We start from the raw sequence: 26,126 nt of genomic DNA, 5'->3' as shown, positions 1-26,126 counted from the left end.
TGGTGATGAGGATGAGGTGATGAAGGATCTGGATGCCGCGACCGGGCGGACACACGGCCCGCACCACGGTGAGCGAGGCAGCCGCGGCAGCCCCGCTCACTCGCGGACGAAACGATCTCGGCGAGGGGTCAGCCCGAGTGCGCTGCGGGTTCGAGCGCTCCCACCGTCGTGGTCTTGTCGCGGCGGTCGAGCGCGGCGGACAGGGCGGTGATGGCCAGGCCGAGTGCGGCCATGCCGACGCCGACCCAGATCGGCGAGGTGTAACCGTAACCGGCGTCGATGGTCCGTCCGCCGAGGTAGGCGCCGACGGAGATGCCGAGGTTGGCTCCGGAGGCGGCGATGGCAGAGCCGAGGGTGGGGGCGCCCTGGGCCTTGTCGATGGCGCGGGTCATGAAGGCGGGGACGGTGCCGAAGCCCGCGCCGCCCAGGAACATCAGGGTGATCGCGGCCGGGATCTTGGCGTGCGCGGTGAAGGTGAAGACGACCAGTACCACCGTCAGCAGTCCGAGGAAGGCCAGCAGGGTGGTGATCTGGGCGCGGTCGGCGAACCGGCCGCCCAGCAGATTGCCGATCACCAGTCCGGTTCCGAACAGCATCAGCAGGGGCGTGAGCGCGCCCGAGGAGAATCCGGTGATCTCGGTCAGCAGGGGGGCGATGTAGGTGTAGGCGGCGAACAGGGCGCCGATGCTGCACGCGGCGATGCCGACCGCCAGCCACACCTGGGGCAGGGCGAGCACCTTCAGCTCCTGCCGTACGCTGGCGCCCTCCTGGACGGGCTGTTGCGGCACCAGCGCGATGATGCCGATCAGGCTGATCAGCCCGAGGCCGGTGATCATGAGGAACGTGGAGCGCCATCCCAGATTCTGGCCGACGAAGGTGCCCAGCGGGGAGCCCACCACATTGGCGACGGTCAGGCCGGTGAAGACCAGGGAGATGGCGTGGGACCGCTTCGACTCGTCCACCAGGTCGGCGGCGACGACCGAGCCGATCCCGAAGAACGCGCCGTGGCAGATCGCGGCGAGGACGCGGCCGATCATCAGGAGCCAGTAGTCGGGGGCGACCGCGGCGAGCAGGTTGCCCGTGATGAACAGCACGATCAGCAGGATCAGCATGGCCTTGCGAGGCATGCGGATGCCTAAGGCGGTCACGACCGGCCCGCCGATCACCACGCCCATCGCGTAGCCGGAGATCAGCAGGCCTGCCGTGGAGAGAGTGACGTGCATGTCGTTGGCGATTTCCGGAAGCAGGCCGGACACCACAAACTCGGTTGTTCCGATACCGAATGCGCTGATCACCAGCGCGACGAGAGCGAGTGGCATGGGGAAACGTGATTCCTTCGAACGTGGATGGCGGGTGGGCGTGAACGTGGACGGCGGGCGGGCGCGGCCGAAACTGTTCTCGCGGGGGGCGCGCCTGGGACCGCCGAGGACGTGTGCGGTCCGTCTCAGCCGGCCCGCTTCACCAGATGGGCGAACTCGGGATCGCCGGCAATCTCGCCGAGCGCGGCGGTGACCACCTCCTCCCAGGCCGGTTGGACCCGGTTGAGGGTGACTTGGCCGAGTTCGCTGAGTTCGGCCACGATGCCGCGCCGGTCCGACCGGCTCAGCCTGCGGGTGACCAGACCCCGTTGCTCCAGTCCCGAGACCAGGCGGGTGACCGTGCTCTGGCTGAGCCGGGTGATGCTGACCAGCTCACAGATCCGGACCGCGTGGGTGGCTCGTGTGTTGAGCGTGTGCAAGGTCTCGTACTCGGCGATGGACAGCTCATGGGCGCGGAGCACCTTGGTCACATCGCTCTCGACGCGACGGCATACGGTACGCAACGCGTTCCAGGTCTGGATCATCGCTGGTTCGGATGGAGTGGACACAGGGGACTCCGAGCTGGTAGCCGGTCCAAGAGGACGGGAACGTGTACCGGGTGCGGTTCGACGGACGGCCCTACCGCGCGGGCGCGACGGGGCCCGAGACCCGCGCGGTGAAGTGCGGCAGGACGTGTTCGGCGATCTCCTGGAGCACCTCGGACACCGGCCGGGCGCTCGGCCGGAAGTTGAGCGCCACGTGCCCGACTCCGGCGGTGCGCAGACCGTCCAGGTAGTCGATCAGGGCGTCGCGGCCCAGGCGGGCACCGAACCGGATCGGCCGGACCGCGGCTCCACGGTCGTCGGCGAGATCGACCAGCATGGTGGTGAGCAGGGGCCGGTGCGCCCCGCCGCACGCCTGCTTCCACTCCTCGGCGACAGTCCGCATCAGGCTCGCCGGCCGGTGATAGGTGAAGTGGCCGCCCAGGTTCTCGGCGAGCCACTGCACCGACTGCTGTCCGTGTCCCGCCATGACCAGGGGGATGTCGGACTGGACGGGCGCGGGAAGGACGCGAAGGCCCCGGCTGCCGGCTGGATCGGGTTCGGCGGCTTCGGCCCAGGCCGCGCGCATGCTCTCGACGCTTTCGCGTACCGCCTCGCCCCGGCGGGCGAAGTCCAGCCCGAGCAAGGGGTACTCGACCGGCCGGTCACCGGAGGCGATGCCGAGGATCAGCCGGCCGTGGCTGAGGCGGTCGATGGTGGCGGCCATTTTCGCCACATGCAACGGATGGCGGAGGGGCAGGGCGACGGCCGCGGTCCCCAGTTGGATCCGCTCGGTCGCCGCCGCGAGATACCCCAGGTACGGGAAGGGGTCGAAGACCTGGCCCGCGTCCCCGAAGGCGGGATCCCACAGCGGAACGTCGCGTAACCACAGCGCGGAGAATCCGAGTCGGTCGGCCGCTTGGGCCAGCTCATGGTGATGCGTCAGGTCGGGCACCCCGTAGGGGCGCCCACGGGCCGCGGCTTGTGCACGTCCTGCCGGCGACCAGTCGTTGTCCAGGGGGAACTCGACGCCGAGCGTGAGACTTCCCGGCTCTGGTGCGATGCGGGCGAGGGCGGAATCGCCGGATGCGTGACTTCCCATGCGTGCCTCGGTGTTCGTGGGTGGACGGAGTGGCGCCGGGTCCCGGGGCGCGGCAAACGTATGCATAAGCATAAGATGTCGGCGCAGGAGATGCAACAGCAAGTGATGCGGCTGCATGGTAGATTGGTACCGTCGTCCTAGCGTGCGTTTTGGCGCGGTGAAGGAGAGTAGTCATGCCTCTTGTCACCACAGTGAGTCCGCGAATCGAACTCCCGACCCCCCTGGAGCGGCACTGGCAGTTGCTGCGGATTCTCCAGGGGCGTGTGGACGAGGCTGCCAACCGGGCGCTCCAGGCGGAGCACGGCCTCTCCCTCTCGGAGTACACCGCTCTGGCTTCGCTGGCCTACTCGGACGACGGCGGTCATCTGCGCCAGCAGTTCCTGGCCGACGCCATTCCGCTCAATCAGAGTTCCGTCAGCCGCCTGGTCGGCCGGCTGGAGAAGTCGGGACTGACCGAGCGCTACGTGTGCCCGAACGACCGCCGCGGCGTCTACACACAGATCACCGAGCTCGGCCGGGCGAAGGTGGAGGCCGCCCGGCCGACGTACGAGCGCGTCCTCAAAGAAGTCCTCGAGGACGCCGACGGGGAAGACTCACCGGCCCTCACCCAGACCCTTCGGGGGACCCTGCGGCAGGAGTGACCGTCCTCCTCGCAGCCCCACCACGCCCAGCAGATCGGCGGGGCTGCCGATGACGAGATCGACCGACTCCTCAGCCCCGCCCAGCCCGGCTCCGGCGATTCCGGCCACGCGCGCGCCCGCCGCCCGAGCGGCGCTCACCCCGACCGCGGCGTCCTCGACCACGAGGCAGTCGCGGGGAGGGACGCCCAGTTGCTCCGCCGCACTCAGATACCCCTCGGGGGCGGGCTTGCCCTGGGCCACATCGTCGGCCGTGACCAGAACGGCGGGAATCCGGAATCCCATGGCCCGCAGTCTGGAAGTCGCCGTCCCACGGCTTCCGGAGGTCACGATGGCCCAGGGCAGTGCGGGCGTCCGGGCCGACAGCTCCTCGGTCAGTTCAACGGCCCCCGGACAGGCACGGATACCGGCGAGATCGGCCGCCTGAACACGCTCCAGCTCGGCTCCTTCGGCGACCGCGTCCAGCTGGGGGGCGAGCAGCGCCACGGTCTCACTGGCCCGTCGTCCCGGCAGGAGCGGGACAACCACGTCCCACGGCACGCCGTGGCGTTCCGCCCAGACCCGCCACACCCGGTCGATGACCGGGGACGAGTCCACCAGGACACCGTCGAGGTCGAAGAGCACTGCACGAGCCGAGGACACGGCCTCGACAGAACCGACATCACTCATACCGCTGCTCCTGATCTTGGGTAGGCGTAGCCGTTGTGTCGTGCGTTCTCCCCAGCCATCCGCGCCAGGTCAGGTTCACCTCGCCGGCGTCGTCGCACCCGGCCGAGAACTCCGCCGCCTCGCAGTTGAGCCACCGGGGCTCCCAGGCGGCCTGGAAGGCGCTCCGGCCGGCGGGATCGAGCAGTTGGAGCAGCCCTTCGGTGAACAGACCACCGTGCCCGACCACGACCGCCGTGGCTTCGGAGGTGCTCGACACGATGTGCCGCAGGGCGAACCGCAGCCGGGCCGTGGCGTCGAACAGATCCTCCCCGCCAGGGAATCGCGTCTGGGCCCGGCCGGATCGCCACGCTTCGATGACCTGGTAGTAGGTCTGCCGGTCGACGGCCTTGCCCGAGCCGTCGAGGAGGCCGACGTCGAGTTCGCGCAGCTCCTCCATGATCTCGATCGCCGTTCCGTACGGTGCGAGCAGCCCGGCGGTGTGCCGGGCGCGGCGCAGCGGTGACGCCCAGTACCGGGTCTCCGGTCCCAGAGCCAGTACGCTCCGCAAGCGGACGGCCTGTTCGCGTCCTCGTGCGGTCAGTCTGAAGTCGGCCTTGCGAAAGGACAGGATGTGGTGGACGTTGGCAGGGTTCTCACCGTGCCGGACCAGCAAGACGCGCATTGCGAGACTCCATCCTCCCTCGGTGGCAGGGGCGCCGCCGGCGATCCGTCGTGCTCCGGCGGCGCCCCTGCCCGACTCAGGCGAGGCGCGCCAGGGCTGCCTCGTGGTCGATGCTCCCCGAAGCCTCCAACTGCTGGACCGCGTCCTCCAGGAACAACACTCCATAGAGGTAGTGGCCGGTTGCGAGGTCGATGGGGCTCAACGCCGTGTCGTGGTCCTCGTCAGTGCGCTTCTTGATGTCCGAGAGCCTGCACGCGGCCTCCGCCAGCAGGTGGAAGGCGTGCCCCAGCAGGTACCGGCTCTCCCACCCGGCATCTCCCGCGGTCAGCTCACGGAACGAGGGCAACGACCGCAGGAGGGGCAGCAGGCCGTGCGCGGCGGTGATGTATTCGGGGTAGTTCCCTTCCCGGATACCGACCGTCCACTCACCCGACCGGGGCGAGTCGATCGTGAACCCCTTGCGCAGACCCGCGTCCCACACGCTGAGACTGAACAGGATCTTCGAGAGATCGTAGGCGGGATCCCAGGGTCCGAGGGTGCCCCGCGGATCGATGATCCGGTACCCGCCCGCTTGGTTCGCCAGCTTCCTTTCGTCGGTCACCAGGATGTTGCGGGTGTTGAGGTCTCCGTGCACGGGATAGTGGAGCCAGGTCGCGTCCACGCCCGCGGTCAGTGACGGGTCGTCGATGATCCTCTGGGCGAGGTGCAGGGGGTTTCGGCAGGCCACGCCGTTGATCACGATGCGTTCTGCGTCGGTGAGCTGGGCGGGCAGGTATTTCTGCAGCAGCCAGAAGCGGCGGGAGAGCCGGTCCGCGTGCACCTCGGCGATATGGCCCGGCCCGGTCGGGGTGCGCTCGCGGAGATAGCCCTGGGTGATGAGCGTGTCGAGGATCGTGCGCAGTTCGGGTTCGTAGTGCGCACCGGGCTCTTCGCCGTGACGCAGCGGCTCGGCGATGTCGCGATTCGGGTAGAACGGCATGGTGTAGGCCGCCCAGTTGGTGCCGTAGAAGTCGTCCGACAGCTCGGTGTAGACGTCTTCCAGCTCCGGGATGTCCTGCCGCACCTTCGCGATCTGCTGGATCTTGACGCGAAACGAGTCCAGGTCATGCCCGTCCACGGCGCCCGGGAGGTCGACCAGGAGCTTGATGACGCCCGCACTTCCGTCGGGCAGGTCGACCTGGACGAGACGGGCCGGGGATCCGCCCTCGGTCAGCTCATCGCTGATCGTCGCCCCTAGACGCCCGGTCAGATCGGCGACGACGGCCTCCTCGACGGCTTCGATCCCGGTGGCTTCGAGGGGAAGGGCACTGATGTCCTGCTGTGTGCTCATGTCCTGCTTCCTTTCCGGAGGTTCTGCCTGGTGCTCAGGCGGAGGCGGCGAGGGCGGGGGATGAGCTGTGATGGTCGGGAAGGGCCAGGGCGTAGTGTTCGATCGCCGAGGCGACCGCACCGCGCAGCCGCCCGTCCAGGTCGATGCCGCGCTGCTCGGCACGGACCCGGGCGGCCTCCTTGAGATCGCGGAAGGCGTCGGTGGCGAACACGTAGTGCCCCGCGATCATGGCTCTGCCGGTGTCGCCGGCCCGGGTGTCGGCGTGCATCCATTTCTGCCAGGACCGGCTCTCGTAGGCGAGAGCCAGGAATCTTTCGAGCTGCACGTTGAGGCCTAATTCGCGTAACAGCGCGACGAAGGCCCGGCTCTCCACGACACCGAACTCCGGGGCGACGTTCAGCGCGTCCACGCCGGCCCGGGAGAGGTACGCGAGCTGCTCGCGCGAGAGGTAGTCGCAGTTGTGGGCCTTGAGCGCGATGCCGTTCCTGCGGGTGATCGCCGCCAGTTCACGGATGGTGGACGACACGGCGAACGGCGCGACCGTGAGCGCGCCCACGTTCTCCGTCTCAAGGACCTTGGTGGCGGTCTGCGCGACGATGAACGTCGGATCGGGCAGGCCCGCCGCCCGCAGCCGCTCCAGCGCGGTGCCGACCTGCGCCTCGAATTCGGCAGGGTCGTTGGTGTCGCTGCCCTGGTCCTCGAAACCGATCTCGAACTGCGGTTCGGCTCCCACGGAGCGAGCGAACTCAACGGCCCGCGCGTAGAGTTCCACCGCGCGGTCGATGGCCGCCTCCAGCGTCGCGACTCCCTCCAGGTCCACCGAGGTGTCGACGTGCAGCAGGTCGAAGCCCTGCCGGATGTCCTCCTCGTATGACTGCGCGGCGGACTTCATCGCCTCGCTGAGCCCGTAGCGCTGCTGCTTCTCGCGCGGGTTCTGGTAGGGCCCGCCGTGATCACGGCAGAGCAGGATGAGCCCCTCGGGGTCCCGGTCCCGGACGTATCCGGCGAAGGCCGCGGTGTCCCAGCCCTCCACGTACCCGCCGCCCTGGGCCTCGGCCTCCACCTGGCGGCGGCTGGGGATGAGCATCAGCGGTCGCCGGTGGCGGTAGGCCACCTCCAGCGCCGCGTCGACCGCGTTCTTGGACATCGGCCCCACACCCAGACGGGCGGGGACGTTCACAGTAGCGTTGGATGGCCTGTTCATGACATCCTCCTGGCGAGTGAGAACTTCCTGGCCGGATGAGCCGGCGAGCCGGCTCGGAAACGCATCGTGAGTGCGGGTGACGTTGCGCGGGGGGATGGGACCGATCAGTCCCGGCAGGCCCAGGTGATCCCCTGGCGGACGAGTCGGGTGACGTCAGGGGCCTGCAAATCCTTGGGGTAGTGGCCGACCGAGCAGTAGAACACCTTTCCGGTGCCCCAGTTCCGGATCCAGGCCGCCGGCATCCGGTAGCCGTCTATCCAGGGCAGGTGCTCGCCGCTGAACACCGTTTCGGCCAGTACGTGATTGGTGGGGTCGACATGCATGTAGTACTGCTCGGAGGCGACGTCGAAGTCGGAGACTCCGGCAGTGACGGGGTGCCCCTTGTCGGTGACGGTCACGGTGTACGGAACCTCCACTCCCTCACCGCCCGGGTGAGAGACACAGGAGCCGCCGACCAGGTGGTTGTAGCGGAGGCTGGCCCGGAAGGAGGCCGCCATACCGTGCCATCCGGCCACACCGGTGCCGTGTTCCACGGCGTGCAGGAGGCTGTCTTCCTGGCGGGTGGTCAGGTTCTCCGTGGTGTGCGCCTGTGTCCAGCCGATGACGATCAGGTCGTAGCCGGTCAGGTCCTCTTCCAGCCGGTAGTGATCGTTGATGATCTCCACCGTCAGTCCCAGGTCCCGCATTTCGGCGACCGCCCAGTCGGCGACCTCGTAAGGCCGGTGTCCCGGCCAGCCTCCGTGCAGGTACAACGCGCGTGTCATCGTCTCCCCTTCGACGTGATGTGCGGGATGTGCCGGAAGCCGCTCAGCCGAGGTTGTGATAGACCGCGACGACGGGGTCGTCGGCCAGGAAGTAGCCGGGCGTGTAGTAGCCGATCGTGGCGAAGTCCAGGCGGCCGTCGCCGTTGAAGTCCGCGACCGCGATGCGGGCCGCCGAGTCCGACGAGACCCGCTTCTTCGTCCACAGGCCGGCGGCGGCATCGACCGCCTTGTAGTAGAAGACGCCCTGCCAGGGCATCGGACCGCGCAGGGCGACCAGGAACTCGTCCTCGCCGTCGCCGTCGAAGTCGGCGGCGACCACGTGATGCCCGGGGCCTTCGCCCACCTCATTGGGGTCACCGTAGACATCGAGGACGGTTCGGCTCCACAGGCCCTCACCGGTCTCGACGTACACGCTCACGGTGTTTCCGTGGAAGGGCTCCAGGGTCGCCGCGAACCTCACACCCGCGCTGGGAAGCGATCCGAGCGCGACACTGCTGCTGCCGGAGAATCCGGTCCGCTCGCGTTGCGAGTCCTCTCCGGTGCCGATCCGTCTCCGGCGCCAGACCCCGTCCTCGGCGTCCCAGTTGTACGAACTCAGGCCTTCGCGGCTCGCGATCAGCAGGCGTTCCAGCCCCTGGAGGTCACGGCCGAACGGCGTGTAGTCGTGGAGGATGCGGAACGAGGCGGCATCGACAGCCGCGACATTCCAGGCCTCGGCCTCAAGGACATTCTCCGGCGGTTCGAAGACCGTGATCCGGGCGGGTCGCTCCAGTCCTTCACGTCCGCCGGCGTCACCGACGACCGGCAGCGCGAGCAGTTGGAGTCCCGCGGGCCGGGTGAACTGCCCGAACCGCAGCCGGTGCGCCGACACCAGGCCGCCGATCCGGCGTACCTCCCAGGGCGTTGTGTCCGGAGCACCGGGGTTGCGTAACCACGAGATGGTTCCGTCGCCGGGCTTGTGGGCATACATGCTCTCGCCGTAGTTGTGACATGCCACCAGGTCCGGTACGCCGTTCCCGGTGATGTCCGCCGCGTCGAACGCGACAGGCTGCTGCAGCTTGGCGATGGTGTGTTCACGCCAGCCCGGATTGGCGTACCAACGCACGACGCCTTCGGCGAGTCCCGAGGTCAGAAGACCCGGGCGCCCACTGCCGTCAAGGTCGACGGCCTGGATCCAGTATCCGTCTGTGAGACCTTCGGCCACGGGCTCGCGTTCGAAGCGAGGAATCCCCGTCATGCGCCCCCCTGCTGATTACATGCTTACGACTAATATGCTTACTCCTATTATGTGCTCACATGTAAGTGTTGGTGATCCACTTTTACCGCACAAGGGGCAACCACGTGATTCATGTCTCATGACCACGGAGAGGGGGGAGGCGGCGCGGTGGCGCGTTCCGCTGCGGCCGTGCGGCGGGTGAGGCTGTCGGGACCGGGCGGGCCGAGCGGACGAGAGTGACGCCACCGCCACCGCCACCGCCACCGTCGGTGCCGGCGAGGCGGGCCCCAATTCAAGCTTCGTCCAAGGTTCGGACAAGGTCGCGCGAGCAAAGTAGTGGCCGTCGAACAGGTGCGAAGGGCCGGGCCTTCTCGGCACCGGCCTTCGCTGGAGGAAGGGGTATTGATGCGCGCTCGCAGGATCATGGCAGGACTCGCTCTCGCAACCACCGTCGGTCTGGGCCTCATGGCGGCACCTGCCCAGGCTGCTCCCACGGCGGCACCCGTCGCTTCCGCCCCCACCGAGGTCGTCGTGGACAGCCGGAGTGTGCAGGCGAAGCACTTCTACAGCAGCCACTGGACCCGTGCGGAATGTCAGGCCGAGGGGAGCTACTGGCTGAGCCAGCACCCCACGTGGACCGCGACGTGCGAACCCGGCCTGGGTACTGACGGCAGGTTCAAGTACCACCTGTACATGTGGTACTAGGACCTGCGGGTTGCACATCGGCCCAGGTCCGCGTCAAGTCCCGCTTTGATGATCCAGGTGCGGGCAAGAGCGGGCTCCCGGAGGAGAGCTTCGGTACCGCGCTCCTGCCGGATCGACGCTCCTGCCGGATCGACGCTCCTGCTCGTGGCCGACCGCCGACAGCGCCTTGAACCGGCGTCGCCCGGCCGCAATCCGAACGCAAAGAGGCCCCGCTCCCAGGTGATCCGGGGAGCGGGGCTGAGCGGGCGTGCGGGTCAGCGATGGTGGAGATAGGCGGCGGTGTCCACGAACGCGTCGTGCGGTGCACGCTGATCGTGGCTCGCTCCGGTGACAACGGCTGCGAGCAGGGTGCCGATGACGGCGACCATCGTGGCGGACATGGGATATGCCTCCGGGCTCAGTCTCGAAGAATCGCCGCAGGGCGGAGACCGCCGCGGCCGATGCTACGACTGCTCCGCCGCACTCCGTACCACGAGGTAGCGCTGGAGCGCGTGGCCCGCCTCACGGACGTGGAGGCGGATGTGCCGCTCCGCGGCGCGCGGGTCGCCCTTCCGGATCGCCTCCAGAATGGCCTCGTGCTCCTCGATGGCCACCGGCAGCCGGCCGGGCGCCCGCGCGGAGAGACGGTTGCCCAGCCGCACCTGAGCGATGAGGTTCTCCGCGATGGGGATGAGCCGTCGGCTGCCTGAGCCCTCCCAGATGAGGCGGTGGAACGCGAGGTCCAATTCCCCGTAGGAGTGCAGGTTGTTCGCCTCGATGGCCTTGCGTTGCTTTTCCAGCAGCCGGTCCAGCTGGGCGGCGATCTGGTCATGGTTGGGGGCCCCGGCCGTCCGGCGCGCGGCGATCCCGTCGAGGGCCTCCCGCAGCTCGTACAGTTCCAGCAGGTCGTCGGTGGTGAACTCGGGTACGAAGTAGCCGCGGTGCGGGACGGCGATGAGGAAGCCTTCGCGTTCGAGTGCGGCGAGGGCGGCCTTGATGGGGGTAGGGCTGAGGCCGAGCTGTTCGGTCAGGGGACGGACGGTGACGCGGGAGCCCGGGGTGAGGGAGCCCTCGAGGATGGCGGCGCGCAGGTGGTCGTAGGCGGCGTTCAGCAAGGTGTGGCGCGGGACGGTCATGGTCGCCGGAGCCCCCCTTTCTCCGTGAAGATGTGTACCGAGCACGGTACTTCCCCGGAGTGGCCGCGGCGCGGCCGGGCGCGTCAGTGAAGTCTGCGCTCGTACCAGCGGGACAGCATCGTCAGTGGCAGACAGATGACGAAGAAGACGGCGAGTACGGCGCCCAGGATCGGTACCGCGTGGGAGGAGCCGCCGGAGAGGGTGAGCCGCTCGATGGAGCGTTGTGATGCTTCGAGGATGTCGAGCAGTCCGATGACGGCGGCCAGCGAGGTCTGTTGGGTGAGGTTGACGACCAGTCCGATCAGCGGGGGGAGTGCGCGCCGGGCGGCCTGGGGAAGGAGGACGTGCCGCATGCGTCCGGTCCAGGAGAAGCCCAGCGCCGCGGCGGCCTCGGCCTGCCCCCGGGGTATCGACTGGACGGCGCCGCGGACGACTTCGGCCATGTTGGCGCTGCCCCACAGGGACAGCCCGATGGCGGCGGCGACGAAGGTGTTCACCAGTACGCCGATGATGGGCAGGACGAAGAAGATGAAGTACAGGATGATGATGATCGGCAGGCCCCGCCAGATTTCGACATAGGCACGGGCCACCGCCCGGACCGGTCTGCTGGGCAGGGTGAGTACGGCGCCGAGCAGGGTTCCGGCCAGGAGGCTGGCGGCGATGCTGACCAGGGCCAGCAGGGCGGTTTCGCGCAGGCCGGTGGCGAGGTAGTCGGCTACGGGGCCGACCCATGGGGGCATCAGTGTTCTCCTGGTATCGCGAAGCGACGCTCGATGGCTCCGGCGCCCAGGGACATGAGCCAGACCAGCCCCAGGTAGACGAGGCCGATGGCCAGGAACATCTCGAACGCCCGGAAGGTGACGGCGACGATGTTGACAGCGGTTTCGGTGAGTTCCGGGTAGCTGATCGCGACCATGAACGATGAGTTCTTGAAGACGGATATGAGGATGTTGGTGACCGACGGCAGTGCGATGCGGGCGCCGAGGGGGAGGGTGACGTGTCGGAAGGCGGCCAGGCGGGGGAAGCCGAGGGCTCGGCAGGCTTCGACGTAGCCGCCTTCGACGGCTTCGAAACCGGCGCGGAAGTTCTCCGCGTTGTAGGCACCGCCCCACAGGAGCAGTGACAGCCAGCCGACGGTGAAGCCGTCGAGTTGCAGCCCGGTTTCGGGCAGCGCGAAGTAGAGGAAGAAGATCTGTACCAGGAGTGGGGTGTTGCGGAACACCTCGATGTAGACCGTGATCAGTTGCCGGGCGACCGGTACGCGGAGCGTGCTGGTCGCGCCGAGCAGGACGCCGACGATCAGGGCACCGGCCATGCCGATGGCGCTGATCGCCAGCGTTCGCAGCAGGCCGGTGCCGAGCTCGCCGAGATGCTCGACGACGAAGCCCGGGTCGAAGGGGTAGCCGGAGGCGTCGAGCATGCTCAGCACTGCAGGGTGGAGCCGGACGGGTAGGTCAGCTCGCTGCCGGGGCGCGGCACGTACTTGGCGAACTGCTCCTGCACGGAGGGATCGGTGACGTTCTTCTGGAATTCGGTCCAGAAGAAGTCGGTCTGCTGCATGTGGGCGAGGGCGCCGTTGACCCAGGCGAGCATCTGCGCGTCGCCCTTGCGGACGCCCATTCCCCAGGGGCTGTCGGCCTTGGCCTCACCGACGACCTTGAGTCCGGGGTTCTTCGCCGCCAGGTCGAGGAGAAGGGTGTCGTCCTGGGCGAACGCGACGCCGCGGTTCTGGTTCAGTGCGGTCAGCGCCTGGCTGGTCTCGGTGAACAGTGTCTGCTCGACGTCTTTCATGCACTGGGTCAGCCAGAGGCTGGCGGTGGCGCCGGAGATGCTGATGACCGACTTGCCGGCCAACTGGTCGAACGAGGTGATCGGGGAGTTCTTGGGTACCAGCAGTTTCACGCCGCTGTCGAAGTAGGGGGTGGAGAAGTCAATGGTCTCGGCGCGTTCCGGGGTGTAGTTCATCGTCGCTTCGATCAGGTCGATGCGCTTGGAGGTCAGGAACGACACCCGGTTGGATCCGGTCACGCAGGTCAGGGTCAGCGCGTTGGGGTCGCCGAACGCGTAGGAGGCCAGCTGGCGGGCGATGGAGATTTCGAAGCCCGCGTTCTTCGACGATTCGTCGATGTATCCGAACGGCGGGTAGTCGCACTTGACGCCGACGGTCAGCTTGCCCTTGCTCTTCACCGCGTCGGGCAGCGGCGCCCCCACGTTCACGGGGCTGCTGGAGGCGGCGGTGGACGAGGACGACTCGTCGGGTGAGGAGGAGCAGCCCGCGGCGAGGACCAGGACCATTGCCGCACCGATGACAGTGCCGTATGTCGATTTCAAGACGTGACTTCTTTCTGCCCGCTGGGGCGGGCTATCTGAGAACCTTGCGCAGGAACTGGCGGGTGCGGTCGTTCTGGGGCCGGTCCAGCACATCGGCCGGGCGGCCCTGCTCCGCGATCACCCCATCGTCGATGAACACCAGGCGGTCGCCGAGTTCACGGGCGAAGCCCATCTCGTGGGTGACACACAGCATCGTCATCCCGGAACGGGCGAGGTCACGCATGACGTCGAGGACCTCGCTGACCAGCTCCGGGTCGAGTGCGGAGGTCACCTCGTCGAACAGCATCACGTGCGGGTCCATCATCAACGCGCGGGCGATGGCGACCCGCTGCTGCTGCCCACCCGACAGTTGCCTCGGGTACGCGTCGGCCTTGTCGGCCAGCCCCACGCGGGCCAGCAACGCGGTGGCCCGCTCCCGCGCCCGGTCCTTGGGCATCCGCAGCAGCTTGCGCGGCGCCAGGGTGAGGTTGTCGACGGCGGACAGGTGCGGGAAGAGGTTGAACTGCTGGAACACCATGCCGATGCGCCGGCGCACCTTGTTCAGATCGGCGCCGGGCGCCGTCAGGTCCTCGTTCTCCAGCAGCACCTGACCGGAGGTCACCGGCTCCAGCAGGTTGACACAGCGCAGCATGGTGCTCTTGCCACCACCGGACGGGCCGATGACGGCCACCACCTCACCGCGGGCCACCGTCAGGTCGACGCCCCTGAGCACCTCAACACCGCCGTAGGACTTGTGTACCCCGCGCAGCTCCACCATCGCCGGCCGCGTGTCGGCGGGTGACCGGGCGGGCTGACCGGACACGCTCGGCGACTGCGTCATCGCGGTGTCCGAGAGCCGCGGGCTGTGCCGGTCACGTCGGCCGCGGAGGCCTCAGGCGGCAGGTCCGCGTCGCGTCGCAGGCGGGGCGGCTGGCCGACCCGCAGGGTGTCGGCGTACTTGACCGCACTGCCGGTGTTGAGTACCAGGACCTCCTCGTCCCCGTCCAGCCACCCGTCGGCGCGCAACCGGCGTACCGCGGCCAGTGTCGCCGCCCCCTCCGGGCACATCAGCACACCGTCGGACGTCGCACAGGCCAGCTGCTCCTCAAGGATCTCCCGGTCGTCGACGGCGATCGCCGTGCCGTTGCTGTCCCGCAGCGCGGACAGGATGAGGAAGTCGCCCAGCGCGCTGGCGACGTTGATACCGAACGCGACGGTGCGCGCCTGGTCCGCGGGCCACGGCTGGGCGGTCTCGGCCCCCGACTCGAAGGCCCGCACGATCGGCGCGCAGCCGCTGGACTGCACGGCCACGAACCGGGGCAGCCGCCCGGTGATCCAGCCCAGCGCGGCCAGCTCGTCGAGCGCCTTGCGGATACCGATCAGGCCCACGCCGCCGCCGGTCGGGTACACCACGACATCCGGCACCCGCCAGCCGAACTGTTCGGCGATCTCCAGACCCATCGTCTTCTTGCCCTCGATGCGGTAGGGCTCGCGCAGCGTCGCGGCGCTGAACCAGCCGTCCCGTACCGCCTGCCCCGCGATGCGACCGGCGTCGCCGATCAGACCGTCCACCATGTACACCCGAGCGCCGACCGCCAGACACTCCTTACGGGTCACCTGCGGAGCGTCCTCAGGCATCACCACCAGACACTCCGTGTCGGCCCGCGCGGCATAGGTGGCCCAGGCGGCGCCGGCATTGCCGTTGGTCGGCAGCGTCAGGCGCCGCACCCCCAGTTCGCGCGCCCGGGAAACGCCGACCGCCGCGCCCCGCGCCTTGAAACTGCCGGTCGGCAGCATTCCCTCGTCCTTGGCCAGCAGGCCCGGCACCCCGATCCGCCGGCCGTACCCGGCCAGCGGCACGATCGGTGTCCAGCCCTCCCCGAGGGTGATCACGTTCGCGGGGTCGCGTACCGGCAGCAGCTCCCGGTACCGCCACAGGTCCGCGCCGCGCGACGCGATGTCGCCTGGTCGGACCGAGGCTCGGACCCGGTCGAGGTCATAGCGGACCAGCAGCGGCGAACCACAACGGCACACGTTCTGCGGCACATCCGCGTCGTACCGCTCGGCACACCGTCCACACTCCAGGTGGGTCAGCGCGCTGGTCCAGCTGCCATCGTCGGGGTACAACCGGGTCTTCCTCTCTGTCGGGCCGGGATCGGCCGGTGGTGGGGACAGAAGGACCCGCCCCCACCACACGAGCTACTTTCCGAGGCGTTGGAACTGGTCGGCCGAGAGCTTCGTCGACGGCCCGTAGTACGCGGCGTTGAAGAGCGTCCGCTGTTCGGACCGGTTCCAGGTGCGGAACCCGATCTCGCTGCCGAAGGTGACGACGTAACCCTTGCCGACCGTCCAGGACAGCCCGTTGACCGCCCCGTTGAGGTCTTCACCCCCGATCAGCCAGCCGCTCTGCAGCTGATTGCCGCTGTCGGGGTACTTGGCCACCACGTCCACCGGGTACGTGCTCGTGCCGGTCAGCCTGTACGCGTCGTTCGACACGAACCACACGGGGTTGTTCGCCGGCACGCCCCAGGCCACCGGGTTGTTCGTGTCGAACTCCTGGCTCAGCAGCGATCCCGGGCAGTAGAAGTCCGAGGAGGAGCCGCTGGGCAGCACGGAGGTGATGGGCAGACCGAACAGCGACTGGGCGGTGGCGGTCCCGCTGCCGTAGGTGACCAGCGTGCCGCCACCGGTCACGAAGTCGCGCAGCTGGTCCCAGCCGGTCGTGCCGACGCCGAACGCCCAGGCCCACTCGGGCGGGTAGTTCTTCGAGTTCAGCCCGTTGACGATGGAGTTCCTGCTGACCCCCTTCGGCATGATGATGGCGTCGTACTTGGCGAGATTGGCGTAGTCGCTCGCCGTCACGACGGAGTAGTCCACCCCATACTGATCGAACGTCCACATCAGCCAGCCGGACGGCATGTTGCCCGCGGGCTTGATCAGGCCGATCTTCGTGCCCGGCTTGAGCTGGATGCCGGCCACGGCCGGCACCGTGCGGAGGGCGGACACCGGGATGCCGGTGGTCTTCGACTGGGCCTGGAGGAGCTTCCGGGCCGCCGAGGACGGCGGGACGAGGAAGGTGCCGGCCGGGAAAGTGCGACCGCCGTCGGTGAATTGGGCGGCGGCGCGGAAGGTGGGGATGTTCTGCTTCTGCAACGCGGCGACGATCCGGAACACCCCGTAGGACTCCGGTCCGATCGCGTACGCCCCGCTGCTCGGCGGCGCGGATGGTGTGACGACCGCCGGGGGTTTGACGGAGCTCAGCAGCTTGGTGCCGGCCGAGAAGGACGTGGCGATGAGGTCGGCCTCGAAGCCGAGCAGCATCGGCAGGGTCTGCGCGGTGGTGTCGTACGGCCGCTGTGGCGGGCCACCGGGGTACTCCAGCAGATGCGGGTAGTCCTGCACCTCCAGCAGCGTCTTGGCGAACCCGGCATAGGGCTGCTGCATGTAGATGACGTACGACCCGGCGGGATACCGCTTGCCGCCGGCGGTGAACGCGGCCTGTGCCTGGTGTATCTCCACCGCGCCGAGGTGGAAGATCTCGAGGGCGTCGTAGACGGCCTGCGGGTCACGCTGCCCAGCCGGGATGACGTAGGCGTACGGGCTGGTCCGGGTGACCGCCTTGACCCCGATGCGGTAGGAGTTGTAGAGCCAGTTGTAGGTGTCGTAGGCGACCGTCTCCAGGCCCGAGTAGAAGGCCTGGGAGACCCAGTCGATGATGTTGCGCAGCGTCCAGGTGTTCGACTCGTACGGCTCGATGAAGTTGATGTCGGTGGTCTGCCGGCCGAGCGGTCCCGTGCCCACCTGGGGATAGGCGAGGTTGGAGGCGGCCGCCGCCTCGGTCAGGATGCGCGCCGCGCCGTGGTAGGCGCAGTACTGCCGGGAAGCGGACCAGAAGTCGTATTCCGAGCCCCAGCCGTTGCCCTTCATGCCGGCGACGGTCATGCCCCGCTGCATCGCCAGGCCCACCGTGTCGGTCTGCTGCACCAGGATGGTGTCGATGTTGGGGTCGTACGGCGACAGGTACGGCGGTGTGAACAGCCGGGGAGAACCGGCGCTGGCGCCATGGGAGTCCTGGAAGACCTGGGGCCGGTACTCGTTCAGGATCGAGACGTTGTACTTGCTCTCGATCTGGGTCAGCATGATCCAGTCACGGTTGCCGTCGTGGCCGGTGTACTTGTTGTACAGGTCGGGGTAGGTGCGCGCGTAGTCGGTGCCGGCCGTCGCGGCGAAGTAGTCGTTGACGAGGACGATGCCGTCCGGGTTCTGGCACGGCTGAAGCAGGATGACCAGGTTGTCGAGGATCTTCTCGATGTATTCGGACCGCTCGGTGGCCAGCCGGTAGGCCCATTCGATGGCGGCCTGGGAGTTGCCGACCTCGGTCGAGTGGATGCCGGCCTGCACGTAGTAGAACGGTTTGCCCTTGGTGGCCAGCTTCTTCGCCTCGGCCTCGGACAGCCCGCGGGAGTCGGCCAGCCTGGCGTTGGTGGCGACCAGCTTGTCGAGATTGGCCAGGTTCTTCGGAGAGCTGATGGTCAGCAGGACGTACGGATTTCCCTGGGTGGTCTTGCCGATCTCTTCGTACTTCACCCGGTCGCTGCGAGCACCGATCAGCTCGAAGTACGGGACCATCTTGCTCCATTGAGCCAGAAAGCCGTCGGTTCCGATCGGCGTTCCGAAGTACTCCGCCGGGGTCGGGATGCGCCCCCTCTGCCCGGCGGACGGCTGGTCATGGTCGGTCAGGGGTGTCGCGGGCGCCGCCGAGGCGGCGCCCGGGTGGATCACCGTCGCGGCCGCCCCGGCGCCGGCCGCCGCGGTGGTCCGAAGAAGCATCCGGCGGGAGAGTCTTGAGCTTTCACTGCTAGTCATCTACCGACATCGCCTTTCACGGTCCGGCTGGGCCGGGCCGTTGTCCGTCACGCAGTCAGGGTGGGTTGACTTCGCTGGTCTGCGGGGTGTCGTACAACGCAGTACGGGTGGGTGGCGCAGCGCCGCGCCACGATGGTTGTCGCGATGCCTGGGTGCCGCGCGCTGCTGTCGGGGAGACCCGCGTGATGATCCGCGAGCGCCCCGACCCCGGGCAGTGGAAACCTTGTGCGCAACGCAATCTGTCATCCGGTACCGGGTGAGGGCAACGCTTCAATCTTGGATTTAATATTAAATGCGTGTTGCATCGTGCCTGGCTGGGGCGATGGCAGCGCGGTATGCGTGGGGCGGGCAACCAGCGCTCGACGAGGGCCCGCTGACGCCCCGACAGTCTTCCGCGCCCGTTGCCACCGGCGACCCCACCGGCGGTGTCGTTCACGCCGTACCCGGGCACGGTCCCGACACCGCACGGCCGGCACACCCGGGTGCCGGATGTCCGCGTTGCGCCACCGCGGATACGCGTGCAACTCCCGCCCTCGCCCTCCCCGTCGGCCGAACTATGATGCGGGCCTCGGGCCTCCAAAATCCTCGGAGAGTACGCATGAGTGATGTGAGCACCGGCACCGGCAAAGTGGTCGTGAACAGAGCGATGTCGCTGGACGGCTTCATCGCCGGTCCTGGCCACGCGATGGACTGGATCGGCGAGTATCTGACCACGGACGCGTTCCCGGAGGTCATGGCGGCCACAGGCGCCATGCTCGTCGGCCGGGGCACATACGAGGTCGCCAAGCGTATGGCCGACCAGGACACCGCCTACGACGGGGGAGCACAGTTCGTCCTCACCCACGAGCCTCCCGAGGAACCGGACCCTACCGTCACGTTCCTCACCTGTGGACTTGAGGAAGCCGTTGCCACGGCACGCAGCGCCGCGGGCGGCAAGAACCTGGAGATCCTCGGTGCCGACGTGGCCGCCCAGTGCCTCCAGCGCGGGCTCGTCGACGAGATCCTGGTGTATGTCCTGCCGGTGCTGCTCGGCGACGGTGTCCGCTTCTCGCCCTCAGGCCTCGACAGGATCGAGCTGGAGCCCTTCAGCAACACCCAGTCGGGCGCCGTCACGATGCTCCGCTTCCACGTGCGGATGTAGGGGCGGCCCCCAAGCTGTCCCGCTGACCAGCCCCTCTCCGGCCGCCTGACCCGGAGGGTTCCGGACCCGCGTACGTCAAGGGCCGCCCGCCGCGCTCCGCCCGGCCCCGCCGCCCGCGCTCCGCCGCCCGCGCCGCCCGCGCTCCGCCACCCGCCCCGCCCCTCCGGCAGCTCCGAGGCATTGGCCGCGACCTCCCGCAGCCGATGCGGAACGCCTTCGTGGTTCCTGCCCGGTGGGCGAGATCAGTGCGTGGCGGGCCAGGCGCGCATGGCGATGTCGACGCACTGGAGGAGTTCGTCGCGGGTCGCCCCGCCGGCGGCCTGGACCGCGATGCCGTGGTTGGTGACCATGACGTAGCGCGCCAGGGCGGCTGCGTCCGTGCCCCTCGGCAGATCGCCCTCTTCGACTCCCTGCCTCAGACGCTGCTGGATCGCGTCGAGCACGGCGGCTCTGCGGGCGGCGAGTTCTTCGCGGATCGACTCGCTGGCGTTCCCGACAGCCAGGGCGCCTTGGACGAGCAGGCAGCCCTTCGGTGTGGCGGGGCCGGTGCACAGCAGCGCGGTCGCCCGCAGGAACGCCTCAATCGCGGCACGCGCCGTCGTCTCCTGGGCGAAGCCGGACGCCGCGGAGTGGAACTCGCCCGCGTACAGGTCGAGGGCCTTGAGGAAGAGCTGCTCCTTGTTCCCGAAGGCGGCGTACAGGCTGGGGCGGTTGATGCCCATGGCCTGGGTCAGGTCCGCCATCGAGGCGCCCTCGTAGCCCTTGGCCCAGAACACCTCCAGTGCGATCCCCAGTGCCGCATCGATGTCGAATTCACGAGGACGTCCGCTCCGCATACCTTCTCACCTGCCCAGTCTTTTATATCGACCAGTATAGATCCCGCTTGACAGCGATGCCGCGGGTTGTCATAGTACCGACCGGTACATTTTATCGATCGGTACAGAAGTTGCTGAGATGAGGCCCTGGCCCGGGGTGTCACCACGGGCTGCCCCATCGGGCCCGGGGCTTCACCGGCCGGTCCGACTGTGCAGGAGTTCCGCATGCCTTCCCTGTTCGACCCCTTCCGCCTGGGCGCGCTGGCCCTGCCCAACCGCGTCGTGATGGCGCCCATGACCCGCTCCCGTGCCACCAGCGACGGCCTGGCCACCGAATCCGTCGCGGCCTATTACGCGCAGCGCGCCACCGCCGGCCTGCTGATCTCGGAGGGCGTCCAGCCGAGCCGGCACAGCCAGTCCACGGCCGGCACGCCCGGCCTGCACACCCCCGAGCAGGTCGCCGCGTGGAAGCAGGTGACCCACGCCGTACACGCCAACGGGGGCCGGATCTTCGCGCAGATCATGCACGCCGGGCGGGTGAGCCACCCGAACGTCACCGGCACCACGCCGGTCGCCCCCTCGGCCGTCGACCCCGGCATCCCGGTCTTCGCCGACTCCTTTGGCGACCGCGGCGCGATGCGGCCCGCGCCCGTGCCGCGCGAGCTGACCCTCGGCGAGGTGGCCGAGGAGATCGGCGTCCACGTGGACGCCGCCCGCAACGCCGTCGCGGCCGGTTTTGACGGCGTCGAGCTGCACGGCGCGAACGGCTACCTCATTCACCAGTTCCTCTCCTCCAACGCCAACCGGCGCACCGACGCCTACGGCGGCTCGACAGAAGGCCGTATCCGCTTCGCCGTCGAGGTCGCCGAGGCCACGGCGCAGGCCATCGGCGCCGACCGGGTCGGCATCCGCCTCTCCCCGGGCAGCCATCTGTGGGGCATCGAGGAGCACGACGTCCCCGAGCTCTATGCCGCTCTGGTCGACGCGCTGGCACCGCTCGGCCTCGCCTACCTCCACACGGTCGCCACTGCCGACGAGGACGTGCTGCTGGACATGCGCAAGCGGTGGCCGAACGCCTTCATCGTCAACCCCTCGACCGGTGCCGGCCCGCTGCCCTCCGGCCGGGCCGAGGGTGAACACTGGCTGGCACAGGGCGCCGACCTGGTCAGTTTCGGCCGCGCCTACCTCGCCAACCCCGACCTGGTCGAGCGATTCCGCACGGGCGCACCCCTGGCCGAACCCGACCCCGAGACCACCTACCACGGCGGCGACCGGGGGTACATCACCTACCCCAGCCACCAGCACTGAGCGGAATGCGCGATCTGCGCAGGCTGAGGGCCCCGGCCGCGTCGCAGCCCGCCGACCACCCGACCGGCCCGCGCTGCACACTCATGCCGGCCCCGAGGACCATGCCGGGTGGGCCCGCACCACGGCTTCTGCCCCGCCGCGAGTCCCGATCGCCCGCCGGGACGCCCGGATCGAGCCGCCTTCGAGTCGCGCGGTTCCGACCGCCGCTGAACGGATCCCGCGAGGGGGGTACTACGCGTGACTCCTTAGCAGGCGGTCGTGGGCATACCGTGAAGTTCATGAGTGATCGCAAACAGGTGCGAGCGGGCGTGCGGGAACAGATCCGCGAGTTCCTCGCGACCCGCCGCGCCCGGTTGACCCCCGAGCAGGCCGGTCTGCCGGTCTTCGGCGGCAGCCGGCGGGTCAAGGGCCTGCGCCGCGAGGAGGTCGCGGCGCTGGCGGGCATCAGCGTCGAGTACTACATCCGCCTGGAACGCGGCGATGCCACCGGTGTGTCCGAATCGGTCCTCGACGGCATCGATCACGCGTTGCAGCTCACCGATGCGGAACGTGCACACCTGCGCGACCTGCTCGGCGCCGGGGGTGGCCGCCCACCCGCGTCGCCCACCGCGCGGCCCAGGCTGCGCGCGCCGGTCCAGCGCATTCTCGACTCGATGGCCACCACCGCGGCGGTCGTGTTCACCGGCCGTCTCGATGTCATCGGTGCGAACGCGCTCGGCCGGGCGCTCTACGAGCCGATGTACGCCGACCCGGTCCGGCCGGTCAACACCGCCCGCTTCGCGTTCCTCGACCCGGCAGCCCGTATCTTCTGGCGTGACTGGGACAGAATCGCCGACGACTCGGCCAATCTGTTGCGCGCCGAAGCCGGCCGGACGCCCTGCGACGCACAGCTCACCGCCCTGATCGAGGAGTTGTCCACCCGCAGCGAGGACTTCCGGATCCGCTGGGCCCGCCATGACGTGCGCTCGTATGCCACCGGCGTCAAACACATACGCCATCCGATCGTCGGTGACTTCGAGCTCGCGTACGAATGCACCCGGCTGGCCGACCCCGGCCAGATGCTGCTCATGTACACCCCCGAGCCGGACACCCCGTCGGAGGACGCGCTGCGAATGCTCGCGAGCTGGGCAGCGTCGAAGCCCAGCGCCGACCAGCCGCACCCGGCCGACGGCCCACACTCCACCCGAGCCGACCCCGGCTAGGGCGTGTTTCGAAAGTAGCGCCGTCCGCCCCCTGGGGCGCGAGCCAGGCGGGACTTCCGAAACACGCCCTAACCGCCGGACGGCTGTTCCACCGTGCCCGGAAGCCCGAACGGAGCACCGGCCACCATGCCTTCGAGCGTTGCCGCCCGCGCCGCCCTGTCCGCCCCCCACCCGCTCGTCCCGCCTACGGTCGAACTCGGCCGGCCGGCCGATGAGGTGGTGACCCGGCCTCGGCAACGACTTCTCCACATCAGACATTCCGCGGGTGTCGCATCCGGCAGGTGCGCTACCGCTCCCACCGTGAGGTGCTGCCCCGGCGCGCACGAGGCGCTCGTGCGCACGAGGCGCTCGCGTACACATCGCGGCTCTGTCACCCGACCAGCTGTTCCAGAGGAGACCGATGACCATCGTCCACGACCAGGCCCACCTCGACCGGCCGGCGTTCTTCGTCGGCGGCACCTGGCTCGCCCCCAGCACCGATGAACGCCATGTGGCAGTGGAGGCCGCCACCGAGGAACCCATCGGCACCGCCGCGATGGCGGGCCCCGCCGACATCGACGCCGCCGTCGCCGCCGCCCGCACCGCCCTCGACGACGGGCCCTGGGGCCGCAGCACCGCGGCCGGGCGAGCCGAGGTCATGCGCCGCTTCGCCGACGCGTGGGAGAGCCGGGCCGACCTCGCCACCACGCTGGTGAGCCGCGAGAACGGCATGCCTATAGCCCTGTCACGGCAGACCAACGGGCTCGGACCCGCCGGACATCTGCGCCGCAACGCCGACCTCATTGAGAACTTCCCCCTGGACACGCTCCGCTCCAGCCTGCGGGGGGCCACCATCGTGCGCCGCGAACCCGTCGGCGTCGTCGCCGCGATCACCCCCTGGAACTTCCCGCTCGGGCTGGCTCTGAGCAAGCTCGCCCCGGCCCTCGCCGCCGGCTGCACCGTCGTGCTCAAGCCGTCCCCGGAGACCGCGCTCGACAGCTACCTGCTGGCCGACGCCGCCATCGAGGCCGGCCTGCCCGCGGGTGTACTCAACATCGTGCTCGCCGACCGGGAGACCAGCGCCTACCTCGTGCGCCATCCCGGTATCGACAAGGTCGCCTTCACCGGCTCCACCGCGGCCGGCCGGGCGATCGGCGCCGAGTGCGGGCGCCTGATCCGCCGCTGCACCCTCGAACTCGGCGGTAAATCCGCCGCGATCGTGCTCGATGACGCCGACCTCGACACATTCGTCGCCGGGCTGGACGCCGCCTCATTCATGAACAACGGCCAGACCTGCACACTCCAGTCCCGGATCCTCGCGCCGCGCTCGCGCTACGACGAGGTCGTCGAGGCCGTAGCCGGCTTCGCCGCCGGCCTGGTCGTCGGCGACCCACTGGATCCGGCGACCACGTGCGGCCCGATGGCCAGCAAAGCCCACCAGGAGCGGGTGCTGGGCTACATCGACACGGCCCGCGCGTCGTCGGCGCGGCTGATCACCGGCGGTGGACGACCCGCGGGTCACGAGCGCGGCTGGTTCGTCGAACCCACGGTCTTCGCCGACGTGGACAACGCCGACCGGATCGCACGCGAGGAGGTGTTCGGACCGGTCCTCGCCATCATTGCGTATGACGACGAGGCCGACGCCGTGCGGATCGCCAACGACTCCGAGTACGGCCTGGCCGGGTCGGTCTGGACCGCCGACGAGGCGCGCGGTATCGACGTGGCCCGGCGCGTGCGCACCGGCACGATCGGCGTCAACTACTACGCGATCGACTTCAACTCGCCGTTCGGCGGGCTGAAGGCCAGCGGCATCGGCCGCGAGTACGGCCCTGAGGGGCTCAGCGGCTACCTGGATCACAAGTCCATCTACACCAGCGCCGGCCAACTGCCGGATGCCCCGGGCCGCGCGGGGGCGGGCGGACGGGGCTGGTGACATCTACTGGCTGGTGTCGGTGGACTCCACGGTCGTCCGGGCCCACCAGCACGCCGCCGGGCCGAAAGAGGGGCTCCGCCGCCCCGGACTCGGACGGTCCCGGGGCGGCCTGACCAGCAAAATCCACTTGGCCTGCGACGGGCTGGGGAAACGGCGGTCCCCAAGACCACAGTCGGGTCTTGGGGACCGCCGTCACGCGGGCCCCTGAATTGACCGACGACATCTCCTCGGGATCCGGGGCATCGCCGCTCCGGCACCCGGGGTTGTCGCGCCCGGCTCAGCAGCCGATGGCGTTGAAGTCCCAGAACGCGTCTCTGGTCAGAGATCCGGCGTCCCCGTCGACCTCCAGCCCGTAGTCGAAGATGTTCAGGTAGCGCTGGAGCGCCCGGATCGTGTTGGGTCCGACCTCTCCGTCGACGGTACCGGCGTTGAGGCCCAGGTCGTTGAACTTACGCTGCGCCGCCTTCCAGCTGTTGGTGCCCAGCTCCCCGTCGATCGTGCCGGGGTTGTAACCCGTGTCGCGCAGCCAGCACTGCCAGTTCTTGGCCCGCGCTGTGTTCAGGCCGAGGTTGTTCACCGCGAGGACGGAGACGTCCTGGGTGCTCACCACGGATGTGGCGGCCGGCTGGGGTGCCGCGAAGCTCGCGCTTGCCCCCGCCAGGCTCCCAGCCGTGATCCCGACGATGGCGGTAACGCTGACCAGCGTCCTCGTCAAAGCAGATCGCATTTTTCTCTCTTCCCTGTTGAATGTGGCCGCCGTCGGCCTGGTCCTGACCGGCCACTGCAGGCCTCTTGAGATTCCTGCTCCGTAGCGCGTGACGTTCCGGCACGTTCCAAGCCCGCCACGTGTGGTGCCGCGATGGCGGCGGCTCTCCTGTGGTGTTGGTTACCGCACGAGGACCACGGAGTTGATCGGCGTCATGTCGTACGGTGCGGATTCGCCCGTCCAGCGGAGCACGTTGCCGCAGTTGGTGCCGTTGTATCCGAGACAGACCCGGAAGCCGGCGCCGCCGGTCTGGTTGTGGACCAGCACACGCTTGCCGATGACGTTCGACAGGTTGTGGTAGCCGTAGCTGTAGAAGATGTTCCTGTCCAGGATGGTGCCGTTCGTTTCGCGGATGCAGAGTGCTCCGGTCGGGCAGGGCGTCGCCGCGTTGGCGCTGGGCGCCATGGCGAGTCCAGCCACCACGGCGAGGCACAACCCCGCGGCTGCCGTCGTGATCTTGTGCATGTTTCCTTTTCCCCTGTCTGTCGTGAGGGCTCCGGTACGGAGCACTTGGTGGTTGTCCTGTCGTGACGCGGTGGACGGCTCTGGAGTGGACGGAGCC

26 protein-coding genes and 1 pseudogene are annotated in these 26,126 nt (G+C 69.0%); 7 read left to right on the top strand and 20 right to left on the bottom strand.

The features are described 5' to 3' along the window. Positions 1-128 precede the first annotated feature (128 nt). From ACFYYH_RS18530 to ACFYYH_RS18520, 3 genes are all read right to left on the bottom strand, one after another. Entirely contained in the window at positions 129-1,319 is a 1,191-nt protein-coding gene (locus ACFYYH_RS18530) for an MFS transporter (RefSeq protein ID WP_388551851.1), read from the bottom strand. 125 nt (positions 1,320-1,444) lie between these two features. Beyond that, entirely contained in the window at positions 1,445-1,843 is a 399-nt protein-coding gene (locus ACFYYH_RS18525; protein WP_388551849.1) for a MarR family winged helix-turn-helix transcriptional regulator, read from the bottom strand. Between the two features lie 94 nt (positions 1,844-1,937). Further along, positions 1,938-2,942, bottom strand: coding sequence for an LLM class oxidoreductase (locus ACFYYH_RS18520; RefSeq protein WP_388551847.1), 1,005 nt, complete (start codon positions 2,940-2,942; stop codon positions 1,938-1,940). Positions 2,943-3,115: 173 nt separating this feature from the next. Here ACFYYH_RS18520 and ACFYYH_RS18515 point away from each other — a divergent pair, with 173 nt between their 5' ends. Further along, positions 3,116-3,583 (top strand): MarR family winged helix-turn-helix transcriptional regulator, encoded by a 468-nt coding sequence (locus ACFYYH_RS18515; RefSeq protein WP_388551845.1) that lies wholly within the window; start codon positions 3,116-3,118, stop codon positions 3,581-3,583. On the opposite strand, the gene ACFYYH_RS18510 is transcribed toward ACFYYH_RS18515, so the two are convergent. The 6 genes from ACFYYH_RS18510 to ACFYYH_RS18485 form a co-directional block, all read right to left on the bottom strand. Continuing rightward, entirely contained in the window at positions 3,536-4,249 is a 714-nt protein-coding gene (locus tag ACFYYH_RS18510) for an HAD-IA family hydrolase (protein ID WP_388551843.1), read from the bottom strand. The genes ACFYYH_RS18515 and ACFYYH_RS18510 overlap by 48 nt on opposite strands. Further along, entirely contained in the window at positions 4,242-4,910 is a 669-nt protein-coding gene (locus ACFYYH_RS18505) for a histidine phosphatase family protein (protein WP_388551841.1), read from the bottom strand. Before ACFYYH_RS18505 ends, ACFYYH_RS18510 begins: the two co-directional genes overlap by 8 nt. Before the next feature lie 76 nt (positions 4,911-4,986). Further along, entirely contained in the window at positions 4,987-6,240 is a 1,254-nt protein-coding gene (locus tag ACFYYH_RS18500; RefSeq protein ID WP_388551839.1) for a hypothetical protein, read from the bottom strand. 34 nt (positions 6,241-6,274) lie between these two features. Next, positions 6,275-7,444 (bottom strand): class II D-tagatose-bisphosphate aldolase non-catalytic subunit, encoded by a 1,170-nt coding sequence (locus ACFYYH_RS18495; protein ID WP_388551837.1) that lies wholly within the window; start codon positions 7,442-7,444, stop codon positions 6,275-6,277. Positions 7,445-7,548: 104 nt separating this feature from the next. Then, on the bottom strand, positions 7,549-8,208 hold the full coding sequence (locus tag ACFYYH_RS18490) for a ThuA domain-containing protein (protein ID WP_388551835.1): 660 nt from the start codon (positions 8,206-8,208) through the stop codon (positions 7,549-7,551). Positions 8,209-8,251: 43 nt separating this feature from the next. Next, positions 8,252-9,445: an FG-GAP repeat domain-containing protein gene (locus ACFYYH_RS18485; protein WP_388551833.1), complete on the bottom strand. Its 1,194-nt coding sequence runs from the start codon at positions 9,443-9,445 to the stop codon at positions 8,252-8,254. 384 nt (positions 9,446-9,829) lie between these two features. On the opposite strand from ACFYYH_RS18485, the gene ACFYYH_RS18480 reads away from it, so the two are divergent. Further along, positions 9,830-10,129, top strand: coding sequence for a hypothetical protein (locus ACFYYH_RS18480; protein ID WP_388551831.1), 300 nt, complete (start codon positions 9,830-9,832; stop codon positions 10,127-10,129). A 254-nt stretch (positions 10,130-10,383) separates the two neighbouring features. On the opposite strand, the gene ACFYYH_RS18475 is transcribed toward ACFYYH_RS18480, so the two are convergent. The 8 genes from ACFYYH_RS18475 to ACFYYH_RS18440 form a co-directional block, all read right to left on the bottom strand. Further along, positions 10,384-10,509 (bottom strand): hypothetical protein, encoded by a 126-nt coding sequence (locus tag ACFYYH_RS18475; RefSeq protein WP_388551829.1) that lies wholly within the window; start codon positions 10,507-10,509, stop codon positions 10,384-10,386. Positions 10,510-10,572: 63 nt separating this feature from the next. Then, complete coding sequence (locus ACFYYH_RS18470) at positions 10,573-11,244, bottom strand: GntR family transcriptional regulator (RefSeq protein WP_388551828.1); 672 nt, start codon at positions 11,242-11,244, stop codon at positions 10,573-10,575. 83 nt (positions 11,245-11,327) lie between these two features. Then, entirely contained in the window at positions 11,328-11,984 is a 657-nt protein-coding gene (locus tag ACFYYH_RS18465) for an amino acid ABC transporter permease (protein ID WP_388551826.1), read from the bottom strand. Continuing rightward, positions 11,984-12,664: an amino acid ABC transporter permease gene (locus ACFYYH_RS18460; protein ID WP_388551824.1), complete on the bottom strand. Its 681-nt coding sequence runs from the start codon at positions 12,662-12,664 to the stop codon at positions 11,984-11,986. The genes ACFYYH_RS18465 and ACFYYH_RS18460 overlap by 1 nt, the downstream gene beginning before the upstream one ends. A 2-nt stretch (positions 12,665-12,666) precedes the next feature. Further along, positions 12,667-13,575 carry a transporter substrate-binding domain-containing protein gene (locus ACFYYH_RS18455; protein ID WP_388551822.1) on the bottom strand — a complete coding sequence of 303 codons (909 nt, stop codon included), beginning with the start codon at positions 13,573-13,575 and terminating at the stop codon, positions 12,667-12,669. A gap of 31 nt (positions 13,576-13,606) precedes the next feature. Continuing rightward, positions 13,607-14,332 (bottom strand): amino acid ABC transporter ATP-binding protein, encoded by a 726-nt coding sequence (locus ACFYYH_RS18450; RefSeq protein ID WP_388552215.1) that lies wholly within the window; start codon positions 14,330-14,332, stop codon positions 13,607-13,609. A gap of 59 nt (positions 14,333-14,391) precedes the next feature. Next, the gene (locus ACFYYH_RS18445) at positions 14,392-15,681 is read right to left on the bottom strand and encodes a threonine synthase (RefSeq protein WP_388551820.1); all 1,290 of its coding nucleotides are present in this window, start codon (positions 15,679-15,681) and stop codon (positions 14,392-14,394) included. Positions 15,682-15,753: 72 nt separating this feature from the next. Beyond that, positions 15,754-18,384, bottom strand: a complete 2,631-nt coding sequence (locus ACFYYH_RS18440; RefSeq protein ID WP_388551819.1) for a M14 family zinc carboxypeptidase — start codon at positions 18,382-18,384, stop codon at positions 15,754-15,756. A gap of 634 nt (positions 18,385-19,018) precedes the next feature. Here ACFYYH_RS18440 and ACFYYH_RS18435 point away from each other — a divergent pair. Beyond that, positions 19,019-19,561, top strand: coding sequence for a dihydrofolate reductase family protein (locus ACFYYH_RS18435; RefSeq protein ID WP_388551818.1), 543 nt, complete (start codon positions 19,019-19,021; stop codon positions 19,559-19,561). Between the two features lie 242 nt (positions 19,562-19,803). Here the strand turns inward: ACFYYH_RS18435 and ACFYYH_RS18430 are convergent, their stop codons facing one another. Further along, entirely contained in the window at positions 19,804-20,397 is a 594-nt protein-coding gene (locus ACFYYH_RS18430) for a TetR/AcrR family transcriptional regulator (protein WP_388551816.1), read from the bottom strand. 204 nt (positions 20,398-20,601) lie between these two features. Between ACFYYH_RS18430 and ACFYYH_RS18425 the strand changes: the two genes are divergently transcribed. From ACFYYH_RS18425 to ACFYYH_RS18410, 4 genes and pseudogenes are all read left to right on the top strand, one after another. After that, positions 20,602-21,684 (top strand): alkene reductase, encoded by a 1,083-nt coding sequence (locus tag ACFYYH_RS18425; RefSeq protein ID WP_388551814.1) that lies wholly within the window; start codon positions 20,602-20,604, stop codon positions 21,682-21,684. Positions 21,685-21,962: 278 nt separating this feature from the next. Then, positions 21,963-22,886 carry a helix-turn-helix transcriptional regulator gene (locus ACFYYH_RS18420; RefSeq protein ID WP_388551812.1) on the top strand — a complete coding sequence of 308 codons (924 nt, stop codon included), beginning with the start codon at positions 21,963-21,965 and terminating at the stop codon, positions 22,884-22,886. 400 nt (positions 22,887-23,286) lie between these two features. Further along, on the top strand, positions 23,287-24,798 hold the full coding sequence (locus ACFYYH_RS18415; protein ID WP_388551810.1) for an aldehyde dehydrogenase: 1,512 nt from the start codon (positions 23,287-23,289) through the stop codon (positions 24,796-24,798). 10 nt (positions 24,799-24,808) lie between these two features. After that, positions 24,809-24,946 (top strand): annotated as a pseudogene (locus ACFYYH_RS18410) (IS5/IS1182 family transposase); the annotation flags it as partial. 129 nt (positions 24,947-25,075) lie between these two features. Here ACFYYH_RS18410 and ACFYYH_RS18405 read toward each other — a convergent pair. Then, positions 25,076-25,525, bottom strand: a complete 450-nt coding sequence (locus ACFYYH_RS18405) for a peptidoglycan-binding protein (protein WP_388551808.1) — start codon at positions 25,523-25,525, stop codon at positions 25,076-25,078. A 159-nt stretch (positions 25,526-25,684) separates the two neighbouring features. After that, positions 25,685-26,029, bottom strand: coding sequence for a hypothetical protein (locus ACFYYH_RS18400; protein WP_388551806.1), 345 nt, complete (start codon positions 26,027-26,029; stop codon positions 25,685-25,687). Positions 26,030-26,126: the final 97 nt, after the last annotated feature.

It is taken from the genome of Streptomyces sp. NPDC002018, from assembly GCF_042890865.1.
GTDB lineage: Bacteria > Actinomycetota > Actinomycetes > Streptomycetales > Streptomycetaceae > Streptomyces.
This window is presented reverse-complemented; position numbering and strand designations above follow the sequence as displayed.

Bases quoted from the DNA above. Each gene is read 5' to 3' on its own strand.
- ACFYYH_RS18530 (WP_388551851.1), bottom strand. From the start codon at position 1,319: ATGCCACTCGCTCTCGTCGCGCTGGTGATCAGCGCATTCGGTATCGGA.
- ACFYYH_RS18525 (WP_388551849.1), bottom strand. From the start codon at position 1,843: ATGATCCAGACCTGGAACGCGTTGCGTACCGTATGCCGTCGCGTCGAG.
- ACFYYH_RS18520 (WP_388551847.1), bottom strand. From the start codon at position 2,942: ATGGGAAGTCACGCATCCGGCGATTCCGCCCTCGCCCGCATCGCACCA.
- ACFYYH_RS18515 (WP_388551845.1), top strand. From the start codon at position 3,116: ATGCCTCTTGTCACCACAGTGAGTCCGCGAATCGAACTCCCGACCCCC.
- ACFYYH_RS18510 (WP_388551843.1), bottom strand. From the start codon at position 4,249: ATGAGTGATGTCGGTTCTGTCGAGGCCGTGTCCTCGGCTCGTGCAGTG.
- ACFYYH_RS18505 (WP_388551841.1), bottom strand. From the start codon at position 4,910: ATGCGCGTCTTGCTGGTCCGGCACGGTGAGAACCCTGCCAACGTCCAC.
- ACFYYH_RS18500 (WP_388551839.1), bottom strand. From the start codon at position 6,240: ATGAGCACACAGCAGGACATCAGTGCCCTTCCCCTCGAAGCCACCGGG.
- ACFYYH_RS18495 (WP_388551837.1), bottom strand. From the start codon at position 7,444: ATGAACAGGCCATCCAACGCTACTGTGAACGTCCCCGCCCGTCTGGGT.
- ACFYYH_RS18490 (WP_388551835.1), bottom strand. From the start codon at position 8,208: ATGACACGCGCGTTGTACCTGCACGGAGGCTGGCCGGGACACCGGCCT.
- ACFYYH_RS18485 (WP_388551833.1), bottom strand. From the start codon at position 9,445: ATGACGGGGATTCCTCGCTTCGAACGCGAGCCCGTGGCCGAAGGTCTC.
- ACFYYH_RS18480 (WP_388551831.1), top strand. From the start codon at position 9,830: ATGCGCGCTCGCAGGATCATGGCAGGACTCGCTCTCGCAACCACCGTC.
- ACFYYH_RS18475 (WP_388551829.1), bottom strand. From the start codon at position 10,509: ATGTCCGCCACGATGGTCGCCGTCATCGGCACCCTGCTCGCAGCCGTT.
- ACFYYH_RS18470 (WP_388551828.1), bottom strand. From the start codon at position 11,244: ATGACCGTCCCGCGCCACACCTTGCTGAACGCCGCCTACGACCACCTG.
- ACFYYH_RS18465 (WP_388551826.1), bottom strand. From the start codon at position 11,984: ATGCCCCCATGGGTCGGCCCCGTAGCCGACTACCTCGCCACCGGCCTG.
- ACFYYH_RS18460 (WP_388551824.1), bottom strand. From the start codon at position 12,664: ATGCTCGACGCCTCCGGCTACCCCTTCGACCCGGGCTTCGTCGTCGAG.
- ACFYYH_RS18450 (WP_388552215.1), bottom strand. From the start codon at position 14,332: ATGGTGGAGCTGCGCGGGGTACACAAGTCCTACGGCGGTGTTGAGGTG.
- ACFYYH_RS18440 (WP_388551819.1), bottom strand. From the start codon at position 18,384: ATGCTTCTTCGGACCACCGCGGCGGCCGGCGCCGGGGCGGCCGCGACG.
- ACFYYH_RS18435 (WP_388551818.1), top strand. From the start codon at position 19,019: ATGAGTGATGTGAGCACCGGCACCGGCAAAGTGGTCGTGAACAGAGCG.
- ACFYYH_RS18430 (WP_388551816.1), bottom strand. From the start codon at position 20,397: ATGCGGAGCGGACGTCCTCGTGAATTCGACATCGATGCGGCACTGGGG.
- ACFYYH_RS18425 (WP_388551814.1), top strand. From the start codon at position 20,602: ATGCCTTCCCTGTTCGACCCCTTCCGCCTGGGCGCGCTGGCCCTGCCC.
- ACFYYH_RS18420 (WP_388551812.1), top strand. From the start codon at position 21,963: ATGAGTGATCGCAAACAGGTGCGAGCGGGCGTGCGGGAACAGATCCGC.
- ACFYYH_RS18415 (WP_388551810.1), top strand. From the start codon at position 23,287: ATGACCATCGTCCACGACCAGGCCCACCTCGACCGGCCGGCGTTCTTC.
- ACFYYH_RS18405 (WP_388551808.1), bottom strand. From the start codon at position 25,525: ATGCGATCTGCTTTGACGAGGACGCTGGTCAGCGTTACCGCCATCGTC.
- ACFYYH_RS18400 (WP_388551806.1), bottom strand. From the start codon at position 26,029: ATGCACAAGATCACGACGGCAGCCGCGGGGTTGTGCCTCGCCGTGGTG.